Origin of the sequence: Acuticoccus sp. (assembly GCF_965213555.1) — a bacterium.
In the GTDB taxonomy this organism is placed as follows: Bacteria; Pseudomonadota; Alphaproteobacteria; order Rhizobiales; family Amorphaceae; genus Acuticoccus.
Genome location: NZ_OZ243890.1, coordinates 867,711 through 892,040, shown reverse-complemented (window position 1 = coordinate 892,040; position 24,330 = coordinate 867,711). Strand labels below are relative to the sequence as shown.

The 24,330-nt window shown below is 70.8% G+C and carries 17 protein-coding genes, 1 tRNA gene and 1 pseudogene; 10 read left to right on the top strand and 9 right to left on the bottom strand.

Annotation, left to right across the window (positions count from 1 at the left end; translation table 11 throughout):
- Positions 1-1,255: 1,255 nt before the first annotated feature.
- The 4 genes and pseudogenes from ACOOE8_RS04415 to ACOOE8_RS04400 form a co-directional block, all read right to left on the bottom strand.
- A pseudogene (locus tag ACOOE8_RS04415) lies at positions 1,256-1,420 on the bottom strand (IS5/IS1182 family transposase); the annotation flags it as partial.
- A 920-nt stretch (positions 1,421-2,340) separates the two neighbouring features.
- Complete coding sequence (locus ACOOE8_RS04410; RefSeq protein WP_420393646.1) at positions 2,341-3,090, bottom strand: SDR family oxidoreductase; 750 nt, start codon at positions 3,088-3,090, stop codon at positions 2,341-2,343.
- A gap of 1,862 nt (positions 3,091-4,952) precedes the next feature.
- Entirely contained in the window at positions 4,953-5,255 is a 303-nt protein-coding gene (locus ACOOE8_RS04405; protein WP_420393645.1) for a hypothetical protein, read from the bottom strand.
- A 256-nt stretch (positions 5,256-5,511) separates the two neighbouring features.
- Complete coding sequence (locus ACOOE8_RS04400; protein ID WP_420393644.1) at positions 5,512-6,726, bottom strand: glycosyltransferase; 1,215 nt, start codon at positions 6,724-6,726, stop codon at positions 5,512-5,514.
- Between the two features lie 132 nt (positions 6,727-6,858).
- On the opposite strand from ACOOE8_RS04400, the gene ACOOE8_RS04395 reads away from it, so the two are divergent.
- On the top strand, positions 6,859-8,361 hold the full coding sequence (locus tag ACOOE8_RS04395; protein ID WP_420393643.1) for a pyruvate dehydrogenase complex dihydrolipoamide acetyltransferase: 1,503 nt from the start codon (positions 6,859-6,861) through the stop codon (positions 8,359-8,361).
- 122 nt (positions 8,362-8,483) lie between these two features.
- On the opposite strand, the gene ACOOE8_RS04390 is transcribed toward ACOOE8_RS04395, so the two are convergent.
- The gene (locus ACOOE8_RS04390; RefSeq protein ID WP_420393642.1) at positions 8,484-9,026 is read right to left on the bottom strand and encodes a 2'-5' RNA ligase family protein; all 543 of its coding nucleotides are present in this window, start codon (positions 9,024-9,026) and stop codon (positions 8,484-8,486) included.
- 122 nt (positions 9,027-9,148) lie between these two features.
- Here ACOOE8_RS04390 and aspS point away from each other — a divergent pair, with 122 nt between their 5' ends.
- Positions 9,149-10,924, top strand: a complete 1,776-nt coding sequence (aspS, locus tag ACOOE8_RS04385) for an aspartate--tRNA ligase (protein WP_420393641.1) — start codon at positions 9,149-9,151, stop codon at positions 10,922-10,924.
- A gap of 33 nt (positions 10,925-10,957) precedes the next feature.
- Positions 10,958-11,962: a hypothetical protein gene (locus ACOOE8_RS04380; RefSeq protein WP_420393640.1), complete on the top strand. Its 1,005-nt coding sequence runs from the start codon at positions 10,958-10,960 to the stop codon at positions 11,960-11,962.
- Between the two features lie 43 nt (positions 11,963-12,005).
- On the opposite strand, the gene ACOOE8_RS04375 is transcribed toward ACOOE8_RS04380, so the two are convergent.
- Together ACOOE8_RS04375 and ACOOE8_RS04370 are read right to left on the bottom strand one after the other, a co-directional pair.
- Positions 12,006-15,722, bottom strand: a complete 3,717-nt coding sequence (locus tag ACOOE8_RS04375) for a vitamin B12-dependent ribonucleotide reductase (protein WP_420393639.1) — start codon at positions 15,720-15,722, stop codon at positions 12,006-12,008.
- Positions 15,723-16,161: 439 nt separating this feature from the next.
- Entirely contained in the window at positions 16,162-17,574 is a 1,413-nt protein-coding gene (locus tag ACOOE8_RS04370) for a PQQ-dependent sugar dehydrogenase (protein ID WP_420393638.1), read from the bottom strand.
- Between the two features lie 181 nt (positions 17,575-17,755).
- On the opposite strand from ACOOE8_RS04370, the gene ACOOE8_RS04365 reads away from it, so the two are divergent.
- From ACOOE8_RS04365 to ACOOE8_RS04345, 5 genes are all read left to right on the top strand, one after another.
- Positions 17,756-18,169, top strand: a complete 414-nt coding sequence (locus tag ACOOE8_RS04365) for a DUF3830 family protein (RefSeq protein ID WP_420393637.1) — start codon at positions 17,756-17,758, stop codon at positions 18,167-18,169.
- Between the two features lie 47 nt (positions 18,170-18,216).
- Positions 18,217-18,293: transfer RNA gene (locus ACOOE8_RS04360), tRNA-Pro, on the top strand.
- A 126-nt stretch (positions 18,294-18,419) separates the two neighbouring features.
- Entirely contained in the window at positions 18,420-18,800 is a 381-nt protein-coding gene (locus ACOOE8_RS04355; RefSeq protein ID WP_420393636.1) for a VOC family protein, read from the top strand.
- A gap of 81 nt (positions 18,801-18,881) precedes the next feature.
- The gene (locus ACOOE8_RS04350; RefSeq protein WP_420393635.1) at positions 18,882-19,772 is read left to right on the top strand and encodes an MBL fold metallo-hydrolase; all 891 of its coding nucleotides are present in this window, start codon (positions 18,882-18,884) and stop codon (positions 19,770-19,772) included.
- Entirely contained in the window at positions 19,769-20,455 is a 687-nt protein-coding gene (locus tag ACOOE8_RS04345; RefSeq protein ID WP_420393634.1) for a hypothetical protein, read from the top strand. The genes ACOOE8_RS04350 and ACOOE8_RS04345 overlap by 4 nt, the downstream gene beginning before the upstream one ends.
- On the opposite strand, the gene ACOOE8_RS04340 is transcribed toward ACOOE8_RS04345, so the two are convergent.
- The gene (locus tag ACOOE8_RS04340) at positions 20,378-21,361 is read right to left on the bottom strand and encodes a DnaJ C-terminal domain-containing protein (RefSeq protein WP_420393633.1); all 984 of its coding nucleotides are present in this window, start codon (positions 21,359-21,361) and stop codon (positions 20,378-20,380) included. The two genes, ACOOE8_RS04345 and ACOOE8_RS04340, sit on opposite strands and share 78 nt — an antisense overlap.
- Before the next feature lie 104 nt (positions 21,362-21,465).
- On the opposite strand from ACOOE8_RS04340, the gene pdxH reads away from it, so the two are divergent.
- Positions 21,466-22,107: a pyridoxamine 5'-phosphate oxidase gene (gene pdxH / locus ACOOE8_RS04335; RefSeq protein ID WP_420393632.1), complete on the top strand. Its 642-nt coding sequence runs from the start codon at positions 21,466-21,468 to the stop codon at positions 22,105-22,107.
- A 120-nt stretch (positions 22,108-22,227) separates the two neighbouring features.
- Here the strand turns inward: pdxH and ACOOE8_RS04330 are convergent, their stop codons facing one another.
- Positions 22,228-23,412 carry an acetyl-CoA C-acetyltransferase gene (locus ACOOE8_RS04330; protein WP_420393631.1) on the bottom strand — a complete coding sequence of 395 codons (1,185 nt, stop codon included), beginning with the start codon at positions 23,410-23,412 and terminating at the stop codon, positions 22,228-22,230.
- Positions 23,413-23,670: 258 nt separating this feature from the next.
- Here ACOOE8_RS04330 and phaR point away from each other — a divergent pair, with 258 nt between their 5' ends.
- Positions 23,671-24,312: a polyhydroxyalkanoate synthesis repressor PhaR gene (gene phaR, locus ACOOE8_RS04325; RefSeq protein WP_420393630.1), complete on the top strand. Its 642-nt coding sequence runs from the start codon at positions 23,671-23,673 to the stop codon at positions 24,310-24,312.
- The last annotated feature ends 18 nt before the right edge of the window (positions 24,313-24,330 follow it).

Here is a 24,330-nt window from a genome sequence, read left to right as displayed (position 1 = left end):
CGGCACCTTGAGGTAGAACGGCGCCGGCTGATCGTAGGCGATGTGGAAGCTCCAGATCAGCGCGTAGAGCAGCGCAATGTCGGCGAGCATGGACAGGACGAGGAGCCACCCCGGCAGGTACCCGCGATAGGCTGCCGCAAGGCGCAGGACGGTGAAGGCAGCATAGAGGGCCAGCACCACAGGGACCGGCTCGAGGCCGTCGCCAGCGTCGGCGGGGCGCGGCGACAGGCTGTAGAGCGTCCCAAAGACTGCGACGATGGCGAGCTGCACCCACGAGATGAGGCGCTCGGACCGCTCCTCTTCGGCGGTCACCAAGGCGCGCACCCGCGTCGGCATTGCGACGGCCTCCGACGGGCGCAGGCCGAGGTGGCGGAACAGGCTAGTCGGTACGAGGCTCATCGCGTCCCTCCCTTCCAGTCCCCGTTCGTCCGCCGCGCGCACGGCGCGGTGCGCGCGGACGCGCGTGCCGTCCGAGGCGCGCGCACCCGCCTGATCGCGTGGCCGAGCCCCAGGATCTGCGGCTCGTGTGCGTCCGCGCCTGACGCTTGCGCCCCCTCGCCAACCCGCTCGCGGCCGCCTGCGTCCCGCCAACCGTCCTTATAGCCCGCTTCGCCGCGCTTAGGCCGCTCGGGTGCACCTGTCCCGTGATGGCCTCAACACAAACACGCTGGAGCGGCTCCGGTGTCGTCGACAAAGTTGGAGGTGAAGGGAGGGTGCCATGATGCCGAGAACGAGAAGCCCTTGCCCACCGCGGTTCCAAGAACAGGGCGTCGCGTTGGCGCGGCTAGCCCGCAGCGTCGAGGAGCTGGCACGCGAGTTCGAGCCGTGCGCCCACATTATCCATGGCTGGGTGCGCCAGGCCGAGCGTGACGGCGACGGCCGTAGCGCTGGGCTGACGCGCAGGGAGCGCGAAGAGCCGCGGCGCCCTCGTCATAACGTCCGCCAGTCGCGGCAGGGGAGAGGCCTCCTCGCGAAGGCCGCGCCCTGCGCACAGGAGAGCCGCCCGTCGCGCCCTCGGTCGTCCGCTCCAGGACTGCGAACCAGGCCGTGTAGCCGATCACGACGATGTGCCATGCGCTCGGCGTGTCCCTGAGAAGTCCCAGAATGCGCTATGCCTCGCGGGACCGGGAGACGAGCCAACGCACCCGGAGCAATGCCGCCCCTCACCGCGCGGATCCGCACGATCCACAAAGCGTCGGGGGAGAGTTACGGCGCCTCGTCCATCCACGCCGAGCTCGAGGAGGCGGGCGTCGGAGTGGCGTTCCGGGCCGTCGGCCCACGGCGCCCCGGTCCGCAGCTGCCGGACGATCCCCGACAGCCCTTCGCGGTCGTCCACCCGAGGCAGGACCCGCACGTCGGTCGGAAGAGGCGGCTCCACCTCCGCCCACTGCGCCCCCGTCGGTTCCGGTCGTTCGGCCACGATCGCGCCCGCCCCATCTACTTCGGGCAGATCCGTCGGGTTTCGATGGCTTCCGGTCATCGAGGACAGGGCCTCGAGACGTTTGCCCTTAACCGTCCACGGAACGAGGGGAGCTCCAGTTCAGCTCAGCGCTCGATCCGGTGGACGCAGGCGCGCGCTACCTGCTGCGTCGGCACTTCTCCTGCCGTGTTTGCCCTGCGCTTCGCGACCGCTCGTGGCACTTGTTGCGGCAGCGAAGGGCTGGCTTGCGGTCCGGCGCGGCTTCACGCCATCGCATCGATCGACGGGCGCCGTCGAACGCCTCGGACGGACGCCGAACAGGCTCGCGAACGTTGCGTCGCCTCCTCCTCCGCGGAGCCGGCGGTGTGCTGGGGCGCTTCGCACAAGGCCATGGCTGCCTGGTTCGCACGCCCGTCGAGGCGGCTTCGTTCGCTCAGCGGCCCCCGTGGTGCAAGCGAGGTGATCACTTGTCCCAGAGCCCAACCTACGCGGATGTTGTGATCTGACGCGAATGGTAACCGCCCAACCGGCGACGCTGGGGATCGGCAAGGGTTTCCGTTGGGCGGAGCCTCATTGGGCTGATGGAGCGCGCGATGCCGTGCGGTCGCCTGTGCGACCAGAGGGGCGGGAGCCGACGTCCATCGCCGCACGGCAGGGCCGTCGACCCGTGCCTGCGGTCGGAGGGGGTCAGCTCGTGGCGCGCAGGCGCGGACGGCAGCGCTTGGCTAGGGCTGACCATGTGGACATTGTCGCTCCCGACCATCGCAGCGTGTGGGCCGGGCGGAGCGCAGCCCGCCGACCCTTCGAAGCCCGCACGCGCTGGTCGGGCAGACGCTGGTCACGCCGCAGGAGAGCGGGGCCTTGGGCGGTCCGGCCGCGTTAACCTCGCCCAGGCCCGGTGATCGGGCTGCGCTCGGTGGTCAGCCGCGGCCGACGAAGGGCATCTTGGTCGCCATGATGGTGAGGAACTGGGCGTTCGCTGACAGGTCGAGCCCCGCCATGTAGAGCACGGTGTCGGCGACCACCTGCACGTCCATCAGGGGCTCGACGGCGATCTCGCCGCTTGCTTGGGGCACCCCCTTGGCCATGCGCGCCGCCATCTCCGTCATCGCGTTGCCGATGTCGATCTGGCCGCACGCGATGTCGTGGCGCCGACCGTCGAGGCTGATGGTCCTGGTGAGGCCGGTGATCGCGTGCTTGGAGGCCGTGTAGGGCGCCGAACCGGGCCGCGGCGCATGTGCGGAGATCGAGCCGTTGTTGATGATCCGCCCGCCGCGCGGGTCCTGCTCTCGCATGAGGCGGTAAGCGCCACGCGCCATGAGGAAGGCCCCGTCGAGGTTGAGCGCGATCACGCGGCGCCAGTCCTCGAAGGTGAGGTCGCCGAAGTCCTGAGCGGGGACGTTGTTGCCGGCGTTGTTGAAGAGGACGTCGAGGCGGGAGTGGTTCGAGCGGATCGAGGCGAACAGCCGATCCACGTCCTCAGCACTCGTCACGTCGCACGCGATGGGCGTCACCTCACCCTGCGCCTCGTCCCTCAGCGCGTCGAGCTTGTCGGCGCCACGCGCGGCAGCGATGACCCGGGCGCCATGCTGCGCGAGCGTCAAGGCACAGGCCCGGCCGATCCCCTGGCTCGCTCCGGTGACACAGATGACCTTCCCGTCAACGCCCACGGTCACCCCCCATTCGCGTGCGTCGTCGGGATAGGGGGTTCGCGCAGCCGACGCAACGCTCGTGAGCGCCTTGGCGGTGGCGGCCGGTCGCGTGAACTTCGTCCGGCGGCGACGGGCGCTCCCTGTCTTCCCGGACGACGGCCGGCGAACGCGGGACCCGATCGGCTGCGGCCTGCGGATCGGAAGGAGCGCGCTCGCCACGGCGCTCATGCTGGCGAGCGGAACGTCTCGGTGCGGGGCTGCCGGAGCGAGCCTGAATGGTGCTGGCGAACCGCGGACGACGACGGAGCTGGCATGGGTCGCGTCCGACGTCGCCGTCCGCGCGCAGGCGTGCCCGTCGGGCACCGGCGTCGCCCCGCACCTGATCGCAGCGACAATGTTCGGGGGGCGGGGCGGGAAAGGCAGCACCGACGCGGCGTTGCGGAGCGGTGGCGACACCGACGCAGCGTTGCAGAGCCGGTCCACGCAAGGTCGGACCGAGGCCTCACCGTCCCCGCTCAGCCGAACGCGCGTCGTCCGCAGTGGGGTCCCACTCTCCCTGCGGGCGGCGCTATGGGAAGCCGATGAGCGGAGTTGCGGCTGCCGCGCTCGCTGGTCACGGTCCCGGCAGCATCCCCGACCGGCTGGCGGTCGGTAGCCTCATGCAACCATTACCGCGCGGCTTCGGTCATGCTGCGGTCCACGCTTCTCTGTGGCAGCAACGCACGACCCGGCTAGCTGGGGGACAGGATCGCGCTCCGGTGGCCGGCTCGCCGGGGCCATTACGGGAGCACCCCCGACCGGCTGGCGGGCCGGAACCTCACGCGCCCTGCGACGGACTTCGACGACGCATGGTCCGTGGCGCCTCTGCGACGACGACTGAGCAGAGTTGCGGTTGCCGCGCTCGCTGGTCGCGGTCCCCGGCAGCATTCCCGACCGGCCGGCGGTCGGTAGCCTCATGCAACCTTCACCACGCGGCTTCGGTCATGCTGCGGTCCACGCTTTCCTGCGGCAGCAACGCACGACCCGGCTTGGCTGGGGGAAGGGATCGCGCTCCGGTGGCCGGCTCGCCGGGGCCATTGGGGGAGCACCCCCGACCGGCTGGCGGGCCGGAACCTCACGCGCCCTGCGACGGACTTCGACGACGCATGGTCCGTGGCGCCCCTGCGACGACGACAGGCCCGACGGTAGCAACAGGCTCGCGGTCCAGTGGACGAGCTTGCTGGCACGGACCCCCGCATCCCAGACGCACGCGCGACATGCCCTTGGGCGGGCGTCCCGCCGGGCGTCGGCGGCACGCCGGGCCCGCCCCGCGCGACAAGAACGCACGACCTGCCCGACGGCAGGGCAGGATCGTGCGCCGGTCAATGAGCTCGCCGGCGCGGTCCCGCATCCTTGAGGGTCGCGCGACCGGCCTTTCAGGCGGGCGTTCCTCCGGGCGTCGGCGGCACCACGGTCCATGCCTCCCGGCGTTAAGGATGCGCGACCTCAGGGGCCAGATCGCGCTCCAGGGGACGAGCTCGGCCACGGTCCCCGGCATCCTCGAGGCGCGTGCGACCGACACCCAAGCGGGCGCTCCGACGGAGGTCGGCGGGACCACGGTCCCTGCCTCCTCGGCGGCAACAACGCACGACTGGCCTGAAGGCAGGCACAGGACGCGCGCCGGGGGATGAGCCCGCCAGCGCGTCCCCGCATCCCGGAAACGCGCGCGACCGGCAGCCTTCTGGCGGGCTCCCCCGACGGGCATTGCCGGCACTGCGGTCCTTACCCCCTCGGCGGCAACGCCGCACGACTTGCCCGACGGCAAGGACAGGACCGCGCTCCGGTGGCCGAGCTCGCCCGCGCGGTCCCCGCATCATCGAGAAGCGCGCGACTGGTGGAGCTCAGGCGGGCTCTCCGGCGAGCGTCTGCGGCACGACGGTCCATGCCTCCCCGGCGGCGACGACGCACGATTTTCCCGAAGGCAGGGACAGGATCGCAGTCCACGTGCCGTCCGACGAGGCGTACAGCTCCAGAACGCGGCTGTCGTTCTGCAAGCCGAACGAGCGCTGCGTCTCACCGAACTTCTTCGACAGGATGCGGATCATGTCCGCGCGATCCTTGCAGATGGGCGAGGCGTCGGCCGGCTGGGACTGAGCCACGAACGGCAGGGTCGCCAGAACGGCGACGAGGGCGAGTTTGCGCACCGAGGGTCTCCTTCTGTCGCTTGCGGCCATCCGCTCAGATCGTCGTCGGCCACCTATCGGGTGTTGGAAGGCTCGCGTCTTACATCTTAAGGTTACAGGTCCTTTGAGCGCACGGGAATAACCCCTCGATGGGCGGCGCCATCCACGGTCCCGTGTCTCGGAGCGATCTCGGACCGACGCCCGCCGGCGTCGTCGGGTTGACCGGAGGACCGGCCAGCCGGCGACGTTCCAAGAAACGCCGTGTCATACCGCCCGCTCACACGGACGGTCGCTCACCCCGCGCGACCGCCTTCATCATCCCCCATTGGCGCGGCAGGATGATCGGCAGCGCGTACCGTTCCTCGATCGTGCGGCGCGCGGCTTTCCTCAAGCTTGCGACGTCAACCTCGCCGCGAAGAACACGTTCCACGACAGCGACAAGGCCGTCGACGTCGAAGAAGTCGGTCACCAACCCGTTCACACCGTTCTCGACGACCTCCTCCACAGGCGGCGTCGCCGACCCGACGACGAGGGCGCCCGAGGCCATCGCCTCCAGCATGGACCACGACAGCACGAACGGGACGCTGAGGTAGACGTGCGCGCGCGTGATGCGGAACATCGCGCGCAGGGTCGAAAGCGGCACGAGGCCGAGGAAGTGCAGCCGAGCCGCGTCGAGGGGAAGGCTCCTGAGCGCATGCTCACGGTGGGTCAGACCGTCACGCCGGGCCTTGCCGTACGCGGTGCGGTCCTGACCGGCGACGAGCACGTGCAGGTTCGGCCGGCGCTGTTGCAGCATGGCCACGGCCTCCATGAACTGGGGAAAGCCGCGGTAGGGCTCCATGCCGCGTGCGACGTAGGTGATCACCTCGTCGGCCGAGGTGAACGTGCGCCCGCCCACCTCCACGCGATCCTCTCCGGGGGCGAAGTAGTCGCAGTCGACGCCCTCGTGCAGCACCGAGATGTTGTGCGTCAGGTGCTTGGGGAACTGCTCGAACTGCCAGCGCGTCGGCGACGATCCCCAGTCCATGATCGCAAGGTCGAGCAGGATGGGGATGTTCTTGAAGTGCGCGCGGGCGGCGCTGTCGTGGCTCATCTCCTCCAGGAAGTCCGCATCGCTGCCGCGCGCGACATAGTACCACTCGAAGAGCGCGAGGAGCCTCGTCTTCGGCCACAGCTCCTTGACGAGCAGCGAGGGGCCCCAGCCGGAGTGGGCGCACACGAGGTCCGGCATCCAGCCTGAGTTGCGCAGCGCGTAAAGCGACTTGAACGCCGCCTGTGCGGTGAGGATCGCGCGCTCGGCCGTCACCAGCGTCGGGTGGATGTCCTTCGCCACCTCGCGGTGCGGCGCGTACGAGATCTTGCGCACGCCGATGTCCTGCGTGTTGGACGCGAGCGTCCCCGCGACGAGATCGACGCCGCGGTGGGACTTGAGGTGGGTTGCGATGCGCCGGTACTGCCCGGGGAAGTTGTTGTGCAGGAAGAGGATGCGCATGCCGAACCTTGCGGAGAGCTCGCCGCGCTCTACACCGAAAGGCCGCGGCGGGCCTACCGACCGCGGCGCGGTGGACCTTGCAAAGCCCTGCACCTTGCCGGACAGTCCGGCGACGCACACGAGGTCGACCCGATGCCCACGCCCATCCTGATGCCGGCGCTGTCGCCCACCATGGAGGCCGGCACCCTCGCCAGGTGGCTCGTCAAGGAGGGTGACACCGTCGCCTCGGGGGACGTGATCGCGGAGATCGAGACCGACAAGGCGACGATGGAGGTGGAGGCGGTGGACGAAGGCACCGTCGGGAAGATCCTCGTCAGCGAGGGGACGGCGGACGTGCCCGTGAACGAGCCCATCGCGATGCTCCTCGTGGAGGGCGAGAGCGCGTCCGAGCTCGACGAGGCCGCGGTCACCGGCGCTCCTCCGCGGCCCGAGGGTGCCGGCGGCAAGGGCGCCGACGACGTGGAGGGGGATGCGCGCGCGACGACGCCGGACGAGCCCACGGACGCGGACCAGAAGGATGCCGAGCAGGCCGCGGGGGGCGTCGCCGACGATGCGCGCACCAGCGGCGCGACCGACGGCCGCGCCCCTGCGCCGCGCGCCGGCAACGGCGCCGCGGCCGCTCCGGCGGAGCGAGGGGAGGGCGAGCGCATCGCGGCATCCCCGCTCGCCCGGCGCCTGGCGAAGATGGAGGGCATCGACCTAGCGCGCCTGTCGGGCAGCGGGCCGCACGGGCGGATCGTCAAGCGCGACATCGAGGCTGCCCTCGAGGCAGGAGTGGACGAGCCCGATGCGGCGGCGCGCGAGCCGACCGGGAAGGAGCCCGCCCCAACCGCGCCGTCCGCCAAGGCTCCCGACGTGGGGCGTGCCCCGCCGCCCACCGGGGCGCCTCCAGGGCTCACCGACGAGCAGATCCGCGCGATGTTCCAGGAGGGCGCCTACCGCGAGCTGCCGCACGACGGCATGCGCAAGACCATCGCGCGCCGCCTCACCGAGTCCAAGCAGACCATCCCGCACTTCTACCTGACTCTCGACGTCGAGCTCGACGTGCTGTTGAAGACACGTGCCGAGCTCAACGCGGCGGCGCCGGCCGGCAAGGACGACAAACCGAGCTACAAGCTGTCGGTCAACGACTTCGTCATCAAGGCGTTGGCGCGCGCGTTGCATGACGTGCCCATGGCGAACGCGACGTTCACCTCGTCGTCGCGCCTGCTGCACAACGAAGTCGACGTCGGCGTCGCCGTGGCGATCCCGGACGGCCTCATTACGCCGGTGGTGCGGCGCGCCGACACCAAGTCGCTGTCGGCGATCTCCAACGAGATGAAGGATCTCGCGACCCGAGCGAGGGACAAGAAGCTGCAGCCGAGCGAATACCAGGGCGGCACCACCGCGGTGTCGAACCTTGGCATGTTCGGCATCCGCGACTTCGCCGCCGTCATCAACCCGCCGCACGGGTCGATCCTCGCCGTCGGCGCTGGATCGGAGCGCGCGGTGGTGAAGGACGGCGCGCTCGCCATCGCCAACGTGATGACGGTGACCCTATCGGTGGACCACCGCGCGGTGGACGGCGCGCTGGGTGCGGAGGTGCTCGCCGCCTTCAAGGGTTACATCGAGGCCCCGCTGCGCATGCTGATCTGACGCAAGCGGCGCGAGGCGGCTTAGGGGACCTTCGGCGCGGGTCTGGGCGGTTCGCCTACGACGACCTTGCTTCCGGAGCAATCGTCTCGATGATGGGTTGCCCGACCCCTTAAGCTGGTCGGTCACCGCGCGAAGGCGATGGCCGCCAGCGGCGACCACGGCCCGCCGCGATAGTGCCAGAGCTGCAGACCCTCGGCGGTGGCGGTGAAGGGGTGGAACGAGCGCTCGAGCTCCGCGAGCGTCGCCTTGGCGCGCTCGGGCGTCACCTTGTTCTGCACGGTCACATGGGGGCGAAAGCGCTCGCGGTCCTGGCCAGTGAGCCACCGCTCGAAGCGGCGCGCGAGGTCGCTGCGCACCGCGCCGAGGGTGGGTGAGGCGAGGCGGTAGGCGACGCCGCGGCCCAGGGGCATCAGCGCCTCGACGGCGACCGGGAAGGCGGGGCGACGCGTCGCCTGGGCCACCTCGGCGAGCACGCGGTCGGCCTCTTCGCCGGGCAGCTTGTGGAACAGCGTGAGGTGCGCGGGGATGCGGTTGATCGCCAGCGGGAAGTGCGCCTGACGCTGCCGCTCGAAGAACGCCGCGCTCGCCTCGTCGAGCTGCAACGTCAGGATGATCGGGTCCGCGCGTGCCGGACCCTCCTCGCTCCAACGTCCGTCGTCCGTCATGCCAGTGTCCTGGCACGGATCGGCCGGCGGCGGCAGCGGCCGCGCCGTCGCAGGGCGCCTTGACACGGTGCGCTCGAGGTGCCCCAAGCGGCTCGCTCCCCAACCCCACCGGAAGGCCCGACATGCACCGCTACCGCTCCCACACCTGTGCCGCGCTGCGTGCGGCGGACGCGGGCGCCACGGTGCGGCTCGCCGGTTGGGTGCACCGCGTGCGCGACCACGGCGGGCTCCTGTTCATCGACCTGCGCGACCACTACGGCATCACCCAGGTCGTCGCCGACCCGGACTCGCCGGCCTTCCGCACCGCCGAGGGCGTGCGCTCCGAGTGGGTCATCCGCGTCGACGGCGAGGTAAAGCGGCGCGACGCCGCTGCGGTCAACGAGCGTCTGCCGACTGGCGAGGTGGAGGTGTTCGCCCGGGACATCGAGGTGCTGTCCCAGGCGCCGGAGCTGCCGCTTCCCGTCTTCGGCGAGCCGGACTACCCCGAGGACATCCGTCTCAAGTACCGCTTCCTGGATCTCCGGCGCGAGACGATCCACGCCGACATCGTCAAGCGCGCGGCGATCATCGCCTCAATTCGCCGGCGCATGACGGAGGCCGGCTTCATGGAGTTCCAGACGCCGATCCTGACGGCGAGCTCGCCGGAGGGGGCGCGCGACTTCCTGGTGCCCTCCCGGCTCCATCCCGGCAAGTTCTACGCGCTGCCCCAAGCGCCGCAGCAGTTCAAGCAGCTCGTCATGATCGCCGGGTTCGACCGCTACTTCCAGATCGCGCCGTGCTTCCGCGACGAGGACGCGCGGGCGGACCGCTCTCCGGGCGAGTTCTACCAGCTCGACGTGGAGATGAGCTTCGTCGAGCAGGAGGACGTCTTCCAGGCGGTAGAGCCGGTGCTGCGCGGGCTCTTCGAGGAGTTCGCGGACGGCAAGCCGGTCACGCAGGAGTTCCCGCGCATCAAGTACCGCGATGCGCTCGCCAAGTACGGCACCGACAAGCCGGACCTCAGGAACCCCATCGAGATGGCGGACGTGACCGACGACTTCCGCGGCTCGGGCTTCAAGGTGTTCGCCGGGATGATCGAGGCGGACCCCCGGGTGCGCGTGTGGGCGATCCCCGCGCCGACGGGCGGCTCGCGCTCGTTCTGCGACCGGATGAACTCCTGGGCGCAGGGCGAGGGGCAGAAGGGGTTGGGCTACATCTTCTGGCGCGAGGGGGAGGCGGAGGGCGCAGGGCCCATCGCCAAGAACATCGGGCCGGAGCGGACCGAGGCGATCCGCACGAGGCTCGGACTCGGCGCGGGCGACGCGGTGTTCTTCGCGGCCGGTCGGCCCGACGAGTTCCGCCGCTTCGCCGGGGAGGCGCGGCAGAGGATCGGCGATGAGCTGAAGCTCGCCGACAAGGATCAGTTCGCGTTCTGCTGGATCGTCGACTTCCCGATGTTCGAGGCGGACGAGGAGACCGGGCGCATCGACTTCTCGCACAACCCGTTCTCCATGCCGCAAGGGGGCCGCGAGGCGCTGGAGACGAAGGACCCGCTTCAGATCGACGCCTTCCAGTACGACATCGTCTGCAACGGCGTGGAGCTGTCGTCCGGGGCGATCAGGAACCACAAGCCGGAGATCATGCGCCGCGCCTTCGCCATCGCCGGCTACGACGAGGCCGTGCTCGCGGAGAAGTTCGGTGGGATGCTCTCGGCGCTGGAGTACGGCGCACCCCCGCACGGGGGCATCGCGCCCGGCATCGACCGCATCGTGATGCTCCTGTGCGGGAGGGAGAACCTGCGCGACGTGACGCTGTTTCCGATGAACCAGCGCGCCGAGGACCTGATGATGGGCGCGCCTTCGACGGTCTCGCCGGCGCAGCTGCGCGAGCTCCACATCCGGCTCAACCCGCCGCGCTGACGCTCGGTGCTCAACACCATGGGAGGTCAACCGATGAACAGATGGATCGTCGCAGCGTTCGGCGTCGTGCTGGCGCTGCCCCTCGCGCCGGCGCGCGCCGACGAGCTGCGTGCGCCTTTGGACGCCTCGTCTCCGACCGTCGTGGCGCAGGTCGTCCCGCCCCCCGAGGCCAACGCGGAGCTGCGGCAGGACCTGGCGCGGCTCGCCGCACGGTTGCAGCGCTCGCAGGAGGTGCGCCGGCGCCAGCACGAGCGCGTTGCCGAGCTGGAGGCCCTGCTTGCGGACTCGCCAGGGGCGCAGAAGCTCCTGGAGGACGAGCGCGAGGTCACCGCCGATCTGCGGGACAAGCTGGCGCGCCTCGGGCAGCAGCGCGACCGGCTGCGTCGCCGGTTGGATGCGCTACGCGAGCGGTCGGATCGGCAGTTGGAGGCGCTGCGCGCGAGGCTGGAGCGCGCACGACAGGTTACGCCCCGGACCGGTCAGTTGCATCAGGAACTCAGGCAGCGGGACGAGCGCGTCGCAGCGCTCGAGGCGGCGTTGGTCGACCGCGCCGACGCCCTGCGCGAGGCATCGATGAGCGCGCAGCAGCGCGGCGAACGGATCGGTCGCCTCAAGGTGGAGCTTCAGCGCGCTCGGGCCGATGCGGAGCGCGTGCCGGCGCTCAGCGATGCGCTGCGCGAGCGCGAGGACCGCATCGGGGCGCTCCTCGACACAATCGACGTGAACGAGCGGACGATCGCGGCGCTGGAGACTGAGGCCGCCGACCGGCTGGCGCGCCTACGGGCGGTGCGCGCGCGGGCGCAGGATAGGCGCGTGCACATCGAACAATTGCAGGCCCGGCTGAAGGAGGAGCGCGCCGCGGGAGCGGCCTACGACGCGGGTGCGGTGGCCGCGCTGCAGGCCCGGCTCGACGACGCCGAGGCGGAGAACGCCGAGCTGGGCGAGGCCCTGCGCGAGCGCGAGGCGCGGATCGCCGACCTGCGCGACAGGGTCCAGCGCGTGCGCGACCGCGTCCGGCGCCTGCGCGACGACGACTGACCAAGCGCCCTGCGGACGACATCGCTCCCCAGGGCGTTGCCGCTCAGCTGCAGCCGGACGTGCCGCCGCAGGTGTCGCACTTCAGGCACGTGCCGTTGCGCACCAGCGTGAAGTTGCCGCACTCGCCGCACGGGTCGCCCTCGAACCCCTTGAGCCGCGCCATGATCGAGCGCTCGCTCGCCCCCTCGCGCGGCCGCTGCCCCTGCGGCCCGGCCTCGACCCCGAGCAGCGCGGCGACGTCGGCGCGGACCTCGTCGATGGGCGAGCGCGGAGCGTCCGCAGGCCGCACGACCAGCGGCGCCTGGACCGTGGCCTGGGCGACCGCCGCCCCGCCGGTCCCGCGGGCCACCGCCGTCGCGCTCACCTCCACCTCGCGGGCCTCCGGGGCGTCGGCGCGCACCAGGCGGAAGCGCTGGCCGCGCACCAGGCCGTGGCTCACCATCTGCGGCGGCGGCTTGTCCCCCTCCACGCCCCGGCCAAGGCTCGTGGCGCCGGTGTCGTCCGGCGGCACGTGGGCGAGGTCGTTGCGCCCCAGGTAGGAGATCGCGAGCTCGCGGAAGATGTAGTCCAGGATCGAGGTTGCGTTCTTGATCGCCTCGTTGCCGTTGACGAGGCCGGCGGGCTCGAAGCGGGTGAAGGTGAACGCGTCCACGTACTCCTCCAGCGGCACGCCGTACTGCAGGCCGAGCGAGATCGCGATGGCGAAGTTGTTCATCATCGCACGGAAGGCGGCACCCTCCTTGTGCATGTCGATGAAGATCTCGCCGAGCCGGCCGTCGTCGAACTCTCCGGTCCTGAGGTACACCTTGTGGCCGCCGATGATCGCCTTCTGGGTGTAGCCCTTGCGACGGTTCGGCATCGACTCGCGCTGCCGTGAGACCACCTCGCGCTCGATGATGCGCTCCACCAGCCGCTCGGCGACCTTGGCGACGCGCGCGGGCGTCGGCTCGGCAAGAAGCTCCTCGACCTCCTCCTCGTCGTCGACGATGAGCTGGGAGGACAGCGGTTGCGACAGCTTGGAGCCGTCGCGGTAGAGCGCGTTCGCCTTCACGCCGAGCTGCCAGGAGAGCTCGTAGGCGGCCATGCAGTCCGCGACGGTGGCGTCGTTCGGCATGTTGATGGTCTTCGAGATCGCGCCGGAGATGAACGGCTGGGCCGCCGCCATCATGCGGATGTGGCTGTCGGCCGACAGGAAGCGCGTGCCACGCCGCCCGCACGGGTTGGCGCAGTCGAAGACGGGCAGGTGCGCCGGATCGAGGTGCGGCGCGCCCTCGAGGGTCATCGCGCCGGCGACGTAGACGTTGGCCTGCTCGATCTCCTCCTTCGACCAGCCGAGCGCGCCGAGGACGTCGAGCTTGGGGTCGTCGAGGTCCGCGTCGGGCAGCGCCTCGCGCAGCGCCCGCTCGCCGATGGTCCAGCGGTTGAACGCGAAGCGGATGTCGAAGGCCGACGCGAGCGCCGCCTCCACCGCCGCGATGGCCTCGGCGGAGAGCCCCTTGTCGGCGAGCGTCCCGGCGTTGATGTGCGGCGAGCCGGCGAGCGTCCCGTGGCCGACGGCGTAGGCGACGATCGCCGTGCGCTGCGTCTCCTCGTAGCCGAGCACCCTCAGCGCCTCGGGGACCGCGCGGTTGATGATCTTGAAGTACCCACCGCCGGCGAGCTTCTTGAACTTCACCAGCGCGAAGTCGGGCTCGATGCCGGTGGTGTCGCAGTCCATCACCAGGCCGATGGTGCCCGTCGGGGCGATGACCGTCGCCTGGGCGTTGCGGTAGCCGTGCGCCTCGCCGAGCTCCAGCGCCAGGTTCCACGCCGTGGCGGCGCGCTCGGCAAGCGCCACGTCGGGGCAGGCGGCGCGGTCGAGCGGCACGGGCCGCGTCGCCAACGCCTCGTAGCCGCCGACCTCGCCATGCGCGGCGCGGCGGTGGTTGCGCATCACGCGCAGCATCGCCGCGGCGTTCTCGCCGTAGCGCGGGAACGGGCCGAGGTCGCGCGCCATCTCGGCCGAGGTCGCGTACGCGACGCCGGTCATGATCGCGCTGACCGCGCCGCACAGCGCGCGGCCCTGCGCCGAATCGTAGGGGATGCCGGACACCATGAGGAGCCCGCCGATGTTGGCGAAGCCGAGCCCCAGGGTGCGGTACTCGTAGGAGCGCTGCGCGATCGCCGGCGAGGGGAACTGCGCCATGGTGACGGAGATCTCGAGCACCATGGTCCACAGCCGAACTGCGTGCTCGAAGCGTTCGGCGTCGAACGCGCCGTCCTCCCCCCTGAACTGCGCGAGGTTCAGCGAGGCGAGGTTGCACGCCGTGTCGTCGAGGAACATGTACTCCGAGCACGGGTTGGAGGCGCGGATGTCACCCCCCGCCGGGCACGTGTGCCAGTCGTTGATCGTGGTGTGGAACTGGATGCCGGGGTCGGCGGAGGCCCACGCGGCGTGGCCGATGCGCTCCCACAGGTCACGCGCAGCGACGGTCTTGGCGACCTCGCCGGAGGTGCGCCACGTGAGGTCCCATGCCCGGTCCGCCTTCACCGAGTGCAGGAAGTCGTCGGTGACGCGCACCGAGTTGTTGCTGTTCTGGCCCGCGACCGTGAGGTAGGCCTCGGAGTCCCAGTCCGTGTCGAAGGTGGGGAAGTCGATCTCCGTGTAGCCCTGCCGCGCGAACTGGACGACGCGGCGGACATAGTTCTCCGGCACCTGCGCCTTCTTGGCCGCGCGGATCTCACGCTTCAGCGCGGGGTTCTTGGCGGGGTCGAAGCAGTCGTCGCCGGACCCTTCGCAGTTGACGCACGCCTTCATCACGGCGGTCAGGTGGTCGCGGACGACCTTCGAGCCGGTGACCAGGGCGGCGACCTTCTGCTCCTCGCGCACCTTCCAGTCGACGTACGCCTCGATGTCGGGGTGATCGACGTCCACCACGACCATCTTGGCGGCGCGCCGCGTGGTACCGCCGGACTTGATGGCGCCGGCGGCGCGGTCGCCGATCTTGAGGAAGCTCATGAGGCCGGACGAGCGCCCGCCGCCGGCGAGTCGCTCGCCCGCGCCGCGGATGTCGGAGAAGTTGGAGCCGGTGCCCGAGCCGTACTTGAACAGCCGCGCCTCGCGCACCCAGAGGTCCATGATGCCGCCGTCGTTGACGAGGTCGTCGGCGACGGACTGGATGAAGCACGCGTGCGGCTGGGGGTGCTCGTAGGCCGACGTGGACCGGATGAGCTCCCCGCTCGCCGGGTCGACGTAGTAGTGCCCCTGGGACGGACCGTCGATGCCGTAGGCCCAGTGCAGCCCTGTGTTGAACCACTGGGGCGAGTTCGGCGCCACCATCTGCGCGGCGAGCATGTAGCGCAGCTCGTCGTGGAAGGCGCGCGCGTCCGGCTCGCCGTCGAACATGCCGCTCTTCCAGCCCCAGTAGGTCCAGGCGCCGGCGAGGCGGTCGAACACGGCGCGTGCGTCCGTCTCGCCCACCGTGCGCTCCGCCTCGGGCAGCGCGGCGAGGGTGGCCGCGTCGGGCGTCGAGCGGCACAGCCAGTCCGGCACGCCGGGCTCGCCGACGGGGGCGAGCGCCGCCGGCACGCCCGCCTTGCGGAAGTACTTCTGGGCGATGATGTCGGTGGCGACCTGGCTCCAGGCGGCTGGTACCATCACGTCGTCGAGCTTGAAGACGGTGGAGCCGTCGGGGTTGCGGATCTCCGACGTCGCGCTGCGAAACGCGATGCCGTCGTAGGGGGAGCGTCCGTCCGTGGTGTGCCGCCGTTCAACCCGCATCGTCCGTCCTTCGCTCGTCGGTGCCGCGCTCGGAGGGTGATTGGCCGGGGACGACCGCGCTAGGTCGAGGGGGTGCCGCGCCTGTGGACAGTCGCGGTTATCCCCATGGAAGCCAATCCTCGTCCCCACCCCGCATATGGTGTCTAGGGCCTCTGCGGCCAACTATATGCCCGTCAGTCGTCAACGAACCGTTGCTGCGCATCCGACCCGCGACCGAGGCCCCCGAAGGGCCACCTGCACGCTTGTACCTGTTATGTTCCAGCCAGTGCAAGTCGTGCCCTGCGTAACAGGAGATGGTCCGCCGCGTGCGAACGGAACGCCTCCAACCAGCCGACGCCGCGGTGTCGAGATCGCCAGCCTCCGGTCGGTGACGTTGTCGCCACCGACGCCTGCGTTTGACGTAAAGGGCTCTGCGCCGCATGCCCTCAAGCCTTTCGGGTTAAGCGCCCTGGCGGCCCTGGTAGGCGACGTGCCAGATGGTGCCGCCGGTGTCGTCGGTGACGAGGATCGCGCCGCTCGGCAGCACGTCGACATCGACGGGGCGGCCCCATACCTCGGCGCGCTCGTCGCCGGACACCCAGAACCCGGTGAGGAAGTTCTCGTAGGAGCCCGTCGGCTGGCCGTCCTCGAAGTGGACGCGCACCACCTTGTAGCCCGTGGGGTCCGCGCGGTTCCACGAGCCCTTCAGCGCGACCAGCGCGTCGCCGCGGTACTCCTCGGGGAACGTCGAGCCGTCGTAGAACGAGAAGCTCATGGCGGCCGAGTGCGGCTCGAACAGCACCGGCGGCACCTGCGAGGCCTCCACTCGGGCGGGGTCACGGTCGGCGAAGTCCGGCTGCGGGTTGGAGCCCGTGTAGGCGTGCGGGTAGCCGTAGTCCGCGCCGTCCTCCACCGGGATCAGGAAGTCAGGCACGAGGCCGTCGCCGAGCCCGTCGCGCTCCTGCACCGCCGCCCAGAGCTGGCCCGTCTCGGGGTGCGCGTCGAGGCCGATGGGGTTGCGCACGCCGATCACCACGGTGCGCTGGTTGGAGCCGTCCCCGTCGAAGCGCTGGATCGTCGCCCGCATCGGCGGCTCGATGCCGATGTTGCCCGCCGAGCCGACGCCAACGGTGAGCTCGCCCGTCTCCGCGTCGCGGTGGAGCGAGCGCGTGGAGTGCCCGTTGGAGCCGCCGAACACGCCCTGGTCGGTGACCGCGAAGTGGTCCATGGGCCTCTGCGGCCGACGCTCGGCCTCGGGCGTCTCGGACGCCTTCGACGTGCCATGGATGAGCTTGCCGCCGGCACGCACCGCGTCCTTGCCCGAGGTCGGCACGCGCCAGATGCCGCGGGTGTCGGCGACGAGGACGTCCATGCCGTCCTGGGCCAGCCCGTACGGCCCCTCAAAGTCTTGGGCGAAGAGCTGGACGATGTCGGCCTCGCCGTCATCGTCGGTGTCGCGCAGGTACTTCAGCTTGCCCGTGCTCTGCTCGGCGACGATCACGGCGCCGTCGTCCATCACGAGCACCTGCCGCGGCTTCAGCCCCTCGGCGAAGAGCGTCACCGCGAAGCCCTCCGGCGCGGTCGGCTTGGAGGAGCCGCGCTCCAGCGTGACGGCCGGATTGCGCACGGCCGGCGTCGCGTAGGGCTCAGGCAGCTCCTCAGGACGCACGGTGAACGTCTTGCCGATCTCCTGGTCGTCGCGCGAGCTGGACGCGGCAGCCTTCCCAGCATCGGTCGTCCGGGCTGCGGCACCGGGCTCGGCCGCGTCGCTGGACGTCGGCGAGCTGGCCGGCGCTGGCGCAGCGGTTTGCGCGAGCGTGGGCAGTGTGAGCATCGTCGTCGCGAACAGCGCGCTCGTCAGGGCTCTCAGCATGCAGTCCTCCTTTGGTTTAAGGGAGAAACGCCCGGGCCGACGAACGCTGTTCCCGACGTGCGAACACGCTTCTGTGAGACGCAACGCCGCACCGCGGTTGCGGCGACGGCTTGGTTCGCGTCGCGCACCGGGCGATAACCCGAGCCGGACCGGCGCGGCCGGCGGAGAAGGGGTGCGCTGCATGTCCAAGGTGAGGGTCGAGGCCGGGCCGTACATGTTCGACGCCGTGCTCGAGGAGGCGGCGGCGCCGAGGACGTGTGCGGCGTTGCGCGCGGCGATGCCCTTCGAGAGCGAGGTGGTCCACGTGCGTTGGAGCGGGGAGGGCGTGTGGGTCCCGCTCGGCGAGCGCGACTTCGGCGTCGGCTACGAGAACCACACGAGCTACCCCGCCCCGGGGCAGATGATCCTCTACCCCGGTGGCGTCTCGGAGACCGAGATCCTCCTCGCCTACGGGGGCGTCCACTTCGCCTCGAAGATGGGCCAGCTCGCCGGCAACCACTTCCTCACGCTGACCAGCGGCCTCGAGAACCTCCACGCGCTCGGAACGCGGTGCCTATGGCAGGGCGCGCAGCCGCTCAAGGTCCACCTCGCCTGATGCTTGTGATCGCCGCCGAAGGAAGCTATGTGCCAGGGCATCGACGGCGGAGTGTAGCGCAGCCTGGTAGCGCACCTCGTTCGGGACGAGGGGGTCGCAGGTTCAAATCCTGCCACTCCGACCACGCCCTCCGCCGGCCCGTCGGCAAGATCGCTTGGCCTCACGCAGCTGGGCTGTATGTTCCCGCCCGTCGCGGTGCCATCCGCGGATCGTGAGGATCATTGTGCTCCACGATGTCTGAGACGCTCGCATGATCGTGGACCGCATCGACCACCTCGTGCTCACCGTCGCATCCATCGAGGCGACGTCGGAGTTCTATGCCCGTGTGCTCGGCATGGACGTCGTCCGGTTCGGCGAGGGACGCACCGCGCTGGCGTTCGGTGGGCAGAAGATCAACTTGCACGAGGCCGGGGACGAGATCGTGCCCCGCGCGAGCCATCCCACCCCCGGCAGCGGGGACCTATGCCTCATCGTCGATGGGCCACTGGAGGACGCGGTGGCGCGCCTCGAGCGGGAGGGCGTCGCGGTGGAGCTCGGCCCGGTCGAGCGCACCGGCGCGACGGGGCCGATCCGCTCGGTCTACCTGCGCGACCCGGACGGCAACCTCTTGGAGCTGTCGACGCCGGCCTGACGGGGTGCGCTTGACAGCGCTCGTGCGCTCCCCGACGACGGAGAGATCGGCGGCCCAGCCGCGGCGGCGAGCGGAGGCCCCATGTCTGAGTTCGATCCGCGCCACGGCGAGCTCGTGCCGCTCGGCGAGGGCATCGCCCGGGTGACGGCGCCGAACGAGGGACCGTTCACCGGGGCCGGCACCAACACCTACCTCGTCGGCACCGATCGACTCATGATCATCGATCCCGGACCGGACGACGCCGACCACGTCGCCGCCGTCACCACCGCCGTGGCGGGGCGCGAGGTGACCCACATCCTCCTCACGCACACCCATCGCGACCACGTCGGCGCGCTCCAGGCGCTGCGCTCGGCGGTGGGTGGGGAGGTGATCGCGGAGGGGCCCCACCGGCTCTCGCGGCCCCTGTTCGATGGCGAGACGAACCCGTTCGAGCGGGCCGGGGACAACGGCTTCCGTCCCGATCGGAGCGTGGCGGACGGCGACACCGTCGACAACGGGGAGACCGTGCTCGGCGTCATCACGACACCAGGGCACGCGGCCAACCATGTGGTCTACGAGCGGGGGGCGGACTGCTTTAGCGGCGACCACGTCATGGGGTGGTCGACGTCGGTCGTGGCCCCTCCGGACGGGTCCATGGGCGCCTACATGGCCTCCCTCGACAAGCTCATCGCCACGTCGCACGTGCGCTTCCTGCCGGGCCACGGCGGGGCGATCGACGAGCCGGCGAAGGTCGTCTCGGCGATCAAGACGCACCGCCTCCTGCGCGAGCGGGCGATCCTGGAGCGGATCGTCGAGGGCGACCGCACGGTGGCCGACATCGTCGAGGCGCTCTACGGCGGCATCGACCCACGACTGCGTGGGGCGGCGGGCCTGTCCGTGCTCGCCCACCTCGAGAAGCTCGCGGAGGAGGGCCGCGTCGACGGCGACGGGTTCGGCCGCGAGGCGACGTGGACGCCGCGGCAGGCTGCATGAGGCGGAGGCGGGGAGCGCCCCGCACGCCGCGCCTCCTCGTCACCGGCTTCGGACCGTTTCCGGGCATGCCGGAGAACCCGACGTCGCGCCTCCTCGACGCGCTCGCGGCGGACCCGCCTGCCGGAGTGACCGCTCGGCTGCTGCCGACGCACTGGTCGGTGGTCGCCGAGCTGGCCGCGGAGGCTCGCATGGCGGACGCGGTGATCATGTTCGGCGTGGCAGGCAACGCGCGGCGCATCCGCTACGAGCGCGTGGCGGTGCCGCTGGCGGCAAGCCGCCCCGACGCGACCGGTGCGAGCCCGTGCGCGCCGCCCCTTCGCTCCCATCGAACCGCACTTCCGGTCGCCGCGCTCGCGGTGCAGGCGCGCGCCGCGGGCTACCCGGTGGCGATCAGCCACAGCGCGGGCACATATGTATGCAACGCAGCGTACGCCGCGGTGCTGTCGACGAACCCGGCCGCGCTGTTCGTCCACGTGCCCCCGACGACGAGGCGCGGTCCGCTCAGCGCCGCGGGGCTGGAGCGGCACGCGCGCTGGCTGATCGCGGCCCTGACGCGCCGTCGTCCGCAGCGCGCCACCCCCGCCCGACCCGCGCCGCTCGCTGGCTCAGGAGGTCGCGACGCGCGGCTGGTAGGGGGCGTCCTCGCGCCAGCGGCGCATCATGTCGAGGAAGTCGGCCGGTAGCTCGTGGGGCAGGTCGATCTGCAACGTGACGAGGAGGTCGCCGCGTCCGCCGGACTTCGTCGGCAGGCCGAGGCCGCGCAGGCGCAGCGTCTTGCCGCCCGACGAGCCGGCCGGCACCGTGATGTTCACCGAACCGTTCAGCGTGGGCGCACGAACCTTGGCGCCGAGCGCGGCGTCGTAGAGCGTCACCGGCAGGTGCAGCCGCAGGTTTTGCGCCTCGCGCTGGAACACGGGGTGGGAGGCGATGTGAAGGGTGAGGATGGCGTCGCCGGCTGGCCCGCCCGAGGGGCCGTCGCGACCGAGCCCCCGCAAGCGGATCTGCTGGTCCTGCTCGGCACCCGCGGGCAGCGCGACGTCCACCGTGCGCCCCGTGGGCAGCGAGACGCGCAGCTTCTCGTCCTTCGCAAGGTCCTCCAGCGTCACCGTGACGAGGACCTCGAGGTCCTCGCCGCGGTCCGGGCCTGCGCCAAAACCCGTGCTGCGCTCCGCCTTGGCGCCGGCGCCGCCCATGAACTCGCGCAGGATCTCATCGACGCCGCTCGTCCCGTCGGAGGTAAAGCGCCACGACCGCGTCTGACCGCCGCCCCGCCCAGGGCCGCCGAAGCCTGAAAAGCCGCCGAACCCCGCGAAGGGATCGCCGGTGCCGGTGCCTGTCCCGGTGCCGAAGCCGGGATGGAAGCGCGCCTGTCCCGCCGCGTCGATCTCGCCGCGGTCGAACTGCTTGCGCTTCTCCTTGTCGCCGACGATCTCGTAGGCGGAGTTCACCTCGGCGAAGCGCTCCGCGGCCTTCGGATCGGAGTTGGTGTCAGGGTGGTAGCGCTTGGCAAGCCGGCGGAAGGCGGACTTGATGTCACCCTCGCTCGCCGACTTCGATACGCCCAGGACGGTGTAGGGGTCGCGCGCCATGCTTCGTCAAACCTCGTCGGCGCCATGGGACGGCTTTGCCCCGGCGCCCTCCTCTGTCACGTCGGTGTGGCCATGAAGAACTCAACATGTAGGGTGACGCTCCCATGAACGCGAGCCTTGCGCAGGACTCGATCGCGCAGATCGACGATGCGGCCGTTGCCGCGGGACGCGCGCCCCACCCCATCAACCTGTTCGAGGCGTGGTTCGCGGAGGCGCGGGCCAGCGAGGTCAACGATCCGAACGCGATGATGCTCGCCACCGTCGATGCCGAAGGGCTGCCGAACGCGCGCACGGTGCTCCTCAAGGGGCACGACCGGCGTGGCTTCGTCTTCTACACCAACCTTCAAAGCGCGAAGGGGCTGGAGCTGGGCGCGAACTCCAAGGCAGCGCTGCTGTTCCATTGGAAGAGCCTGCGCCGGCAGGTGCGCGTCCGCGGTCCCGTCGGGCCCGTCTCGGCCGCGGAGGCCGACGCGTACTATGCTTCGCGCCCGCTCGGCAGCCGCATCGGGGCCTGGGCGTCGGACCAGTCGCGGCCGGCCGCCGATCGCGCCGAGCTGGAGCGCCGCGTCGCCGAGCGCGAGGCGGAGTTCGGCGAGGATCCGCCTCGGCCGCCGCACTGGTCGGGGCTGCGCGTCGCGCCGCACATCATGGAGTTCTGGCGGGACGGCGCCTTCCGCCTGCACGACCGCTTCCGCTACACGGCCGACGAGGTGGACGGCTGGGGGGTGCAACGGCTGTTTCCGTAATCGTCCCCACCCGCTGGCGCGAGCCGCCGGCCACCTGCCAGGCTCGAGGAACGCTGGCGCGGACAGCGCCGGTCCTCCGACCGCGCGGCCTCCGACGGCGCAGCGCTCAGAGGAAGCTCGTCAGTGCACCCGCTCCACGCACATCGCGACACCCATGCCGCCGCCGATGCACAGCGTGGCGAGGCCCTTCGAGGCGCCGCGACGCTTCATCTCGTAGAGCAGCGTCGTGAGGACACGGTTGCCGGACGCGCCGATGGGGTGACCGATGGCGATGGCGCCGCCGTTGACGTTCACGATGTCGTCCGGCCAGCCCATCTCCTTGTTGACCGCGCACGCCTGGGCGGCGAACGCCTCGTTGGCCTCGACGAGGTCGAGGTCGGCGACCGACCAGCCGGCCTTGGCGAGCGCCTTCTTGGATGCAGGGATCGGCCCCGAGCCCATCACCGACGGGTCGACGCCGGCCGTCGCCCACGACACGATCCGGGCCATCGGCGTGATGCCGCGCTTGTCCGCGGTCGCCTCGCTCATGAGGACCATCGCCGAGGCACCGTCGTTGATGCCCGACGCGTTGCCCGCGGTCACCGTGCCCTCCTTGTCGAAGGCCGGACGCAGCTTGGCCACCGCGTCGAGCGTCGCCCCGTGGCGGATGTACTCGTCGTCCTCGACGACGGTGTCCCCCTTGCGGCCCTTCACAGTGACGGGGATGATCTCGTCCTTGAAGCGGCCCTCCTTCTGCGCCGCCTCGGCCCGGTTCTGGGAGCGCACCGCGAACTCGTCCTGGGCCTCGCGGGTGATCTGCCACTCGCGGGCCACGTTCTCGGCGGTGTTGCCCATGTGGTAGCCGTTGAAGTGGTCCCAGAGGCCGTCCTTGATCATCGTGTCGACGAACTTGAGGTCGCCCATCTTGTGACCGGCCCGCAGGTGCTGGGCGTGCGGCGCGAGCGTCATGTTCTCCTGGCCGCCCGCGACGATGATCTCGGCGTCGCCTGCAATGATCTGCTGCATCCCGATGGCGACGCTGCGCAGCCCGGAGCCGCACACCTGGTTGAGCACCCAGGCGGTCTTCTCCTTGGGGACGCCGGCGCCCATGGCCGCCTGCCGCGCGGGGTTCATGCCGGCACCCGCGGTGAGGACGTGGCCTAGGACGACCTCGTCAACATCCTCGGGTGACACGCCGGCGCGCTCGAGCGCGCCCGTGATGGCCGCAGCGCCAAGGTCCGAGGCGGGGACCGACTGGAACGCACCGCTGAACGCGCCGACGGGGGTGCGCGCGGCGCTCGCGATCACGACGCTGTCGTCAGCCATCTCGTCCTCCATGGTTTGCGTAGCCGCCGCTGCGGGCGATCCTGCGCACCTTGCTGTGTTTCAGGGTTCGCGGGACTAGAGCGCGCCCCCCAGAACGCTGTCAACCGATGGCGCGTCGCGGCTTCGCAATCGCAGCATGCCGGCTGGTGCAGCGCGATGTTTAGGATTATGTGGACCGGCGTAGAGTTTGCCCGACGTCGGGCGCCGCGCACGATGCCGCCGGGAACTCGCCAGACTCCGTTCACGATCGAGGTTGTCATGGGCAACGATGCACCCACGACGGTGATTAAGAAGTATGCCAACCGCAGGCTCTATCATACTGGAACCAGCGCCTACGTAACGCTCGACGACCTCGCCGAGATGGTGCGCTCGGGCGAGGAGTTCGTGGTCCAGGACGCCAAGACCGGCGAGGATATCACGCGCGGAGTACTCGGCCAGATCATCTTCGACGCGGAGAGCCGCGGCTCCGGCCTCCTGCCCATCGCGTTCCTGCGGCAGCTCATCACCTTCTACGACGGTCGCATGCAGGCGCTCGTCCCGACCTACCTCGAGCACTCCCTCGCCTCGTTCGCCAAGGAGCAGGAGAAGCTGCGCAAGCAGTGGAACGATGCGATGGGCGAGACGGCGTTCAGCGCGGTCGAGGAGCAGGTCCGCCACAACATGGAGCTGTTCCAGCGCTCCATGCGCATGTTCATGCCGTTCACCCCTGAGGCGGCGCCGGAGACGCAGACCGCGGACGCGCTCGCTCAGGACGTCGCAGCGCTGCGCGGTGAGCTCGCCAAGATGCAGGCTCGGATCGAGACCATCGCGGCCGGCTCGAACGGCGGCGAGGCGGTCGGCGGGCCTGGCCACCAGCACCGGACCAAGGAGGATCGGTCGGTCCCGCCGAGGTTCGACTAAGGCGGGAAGGCCAGGCGC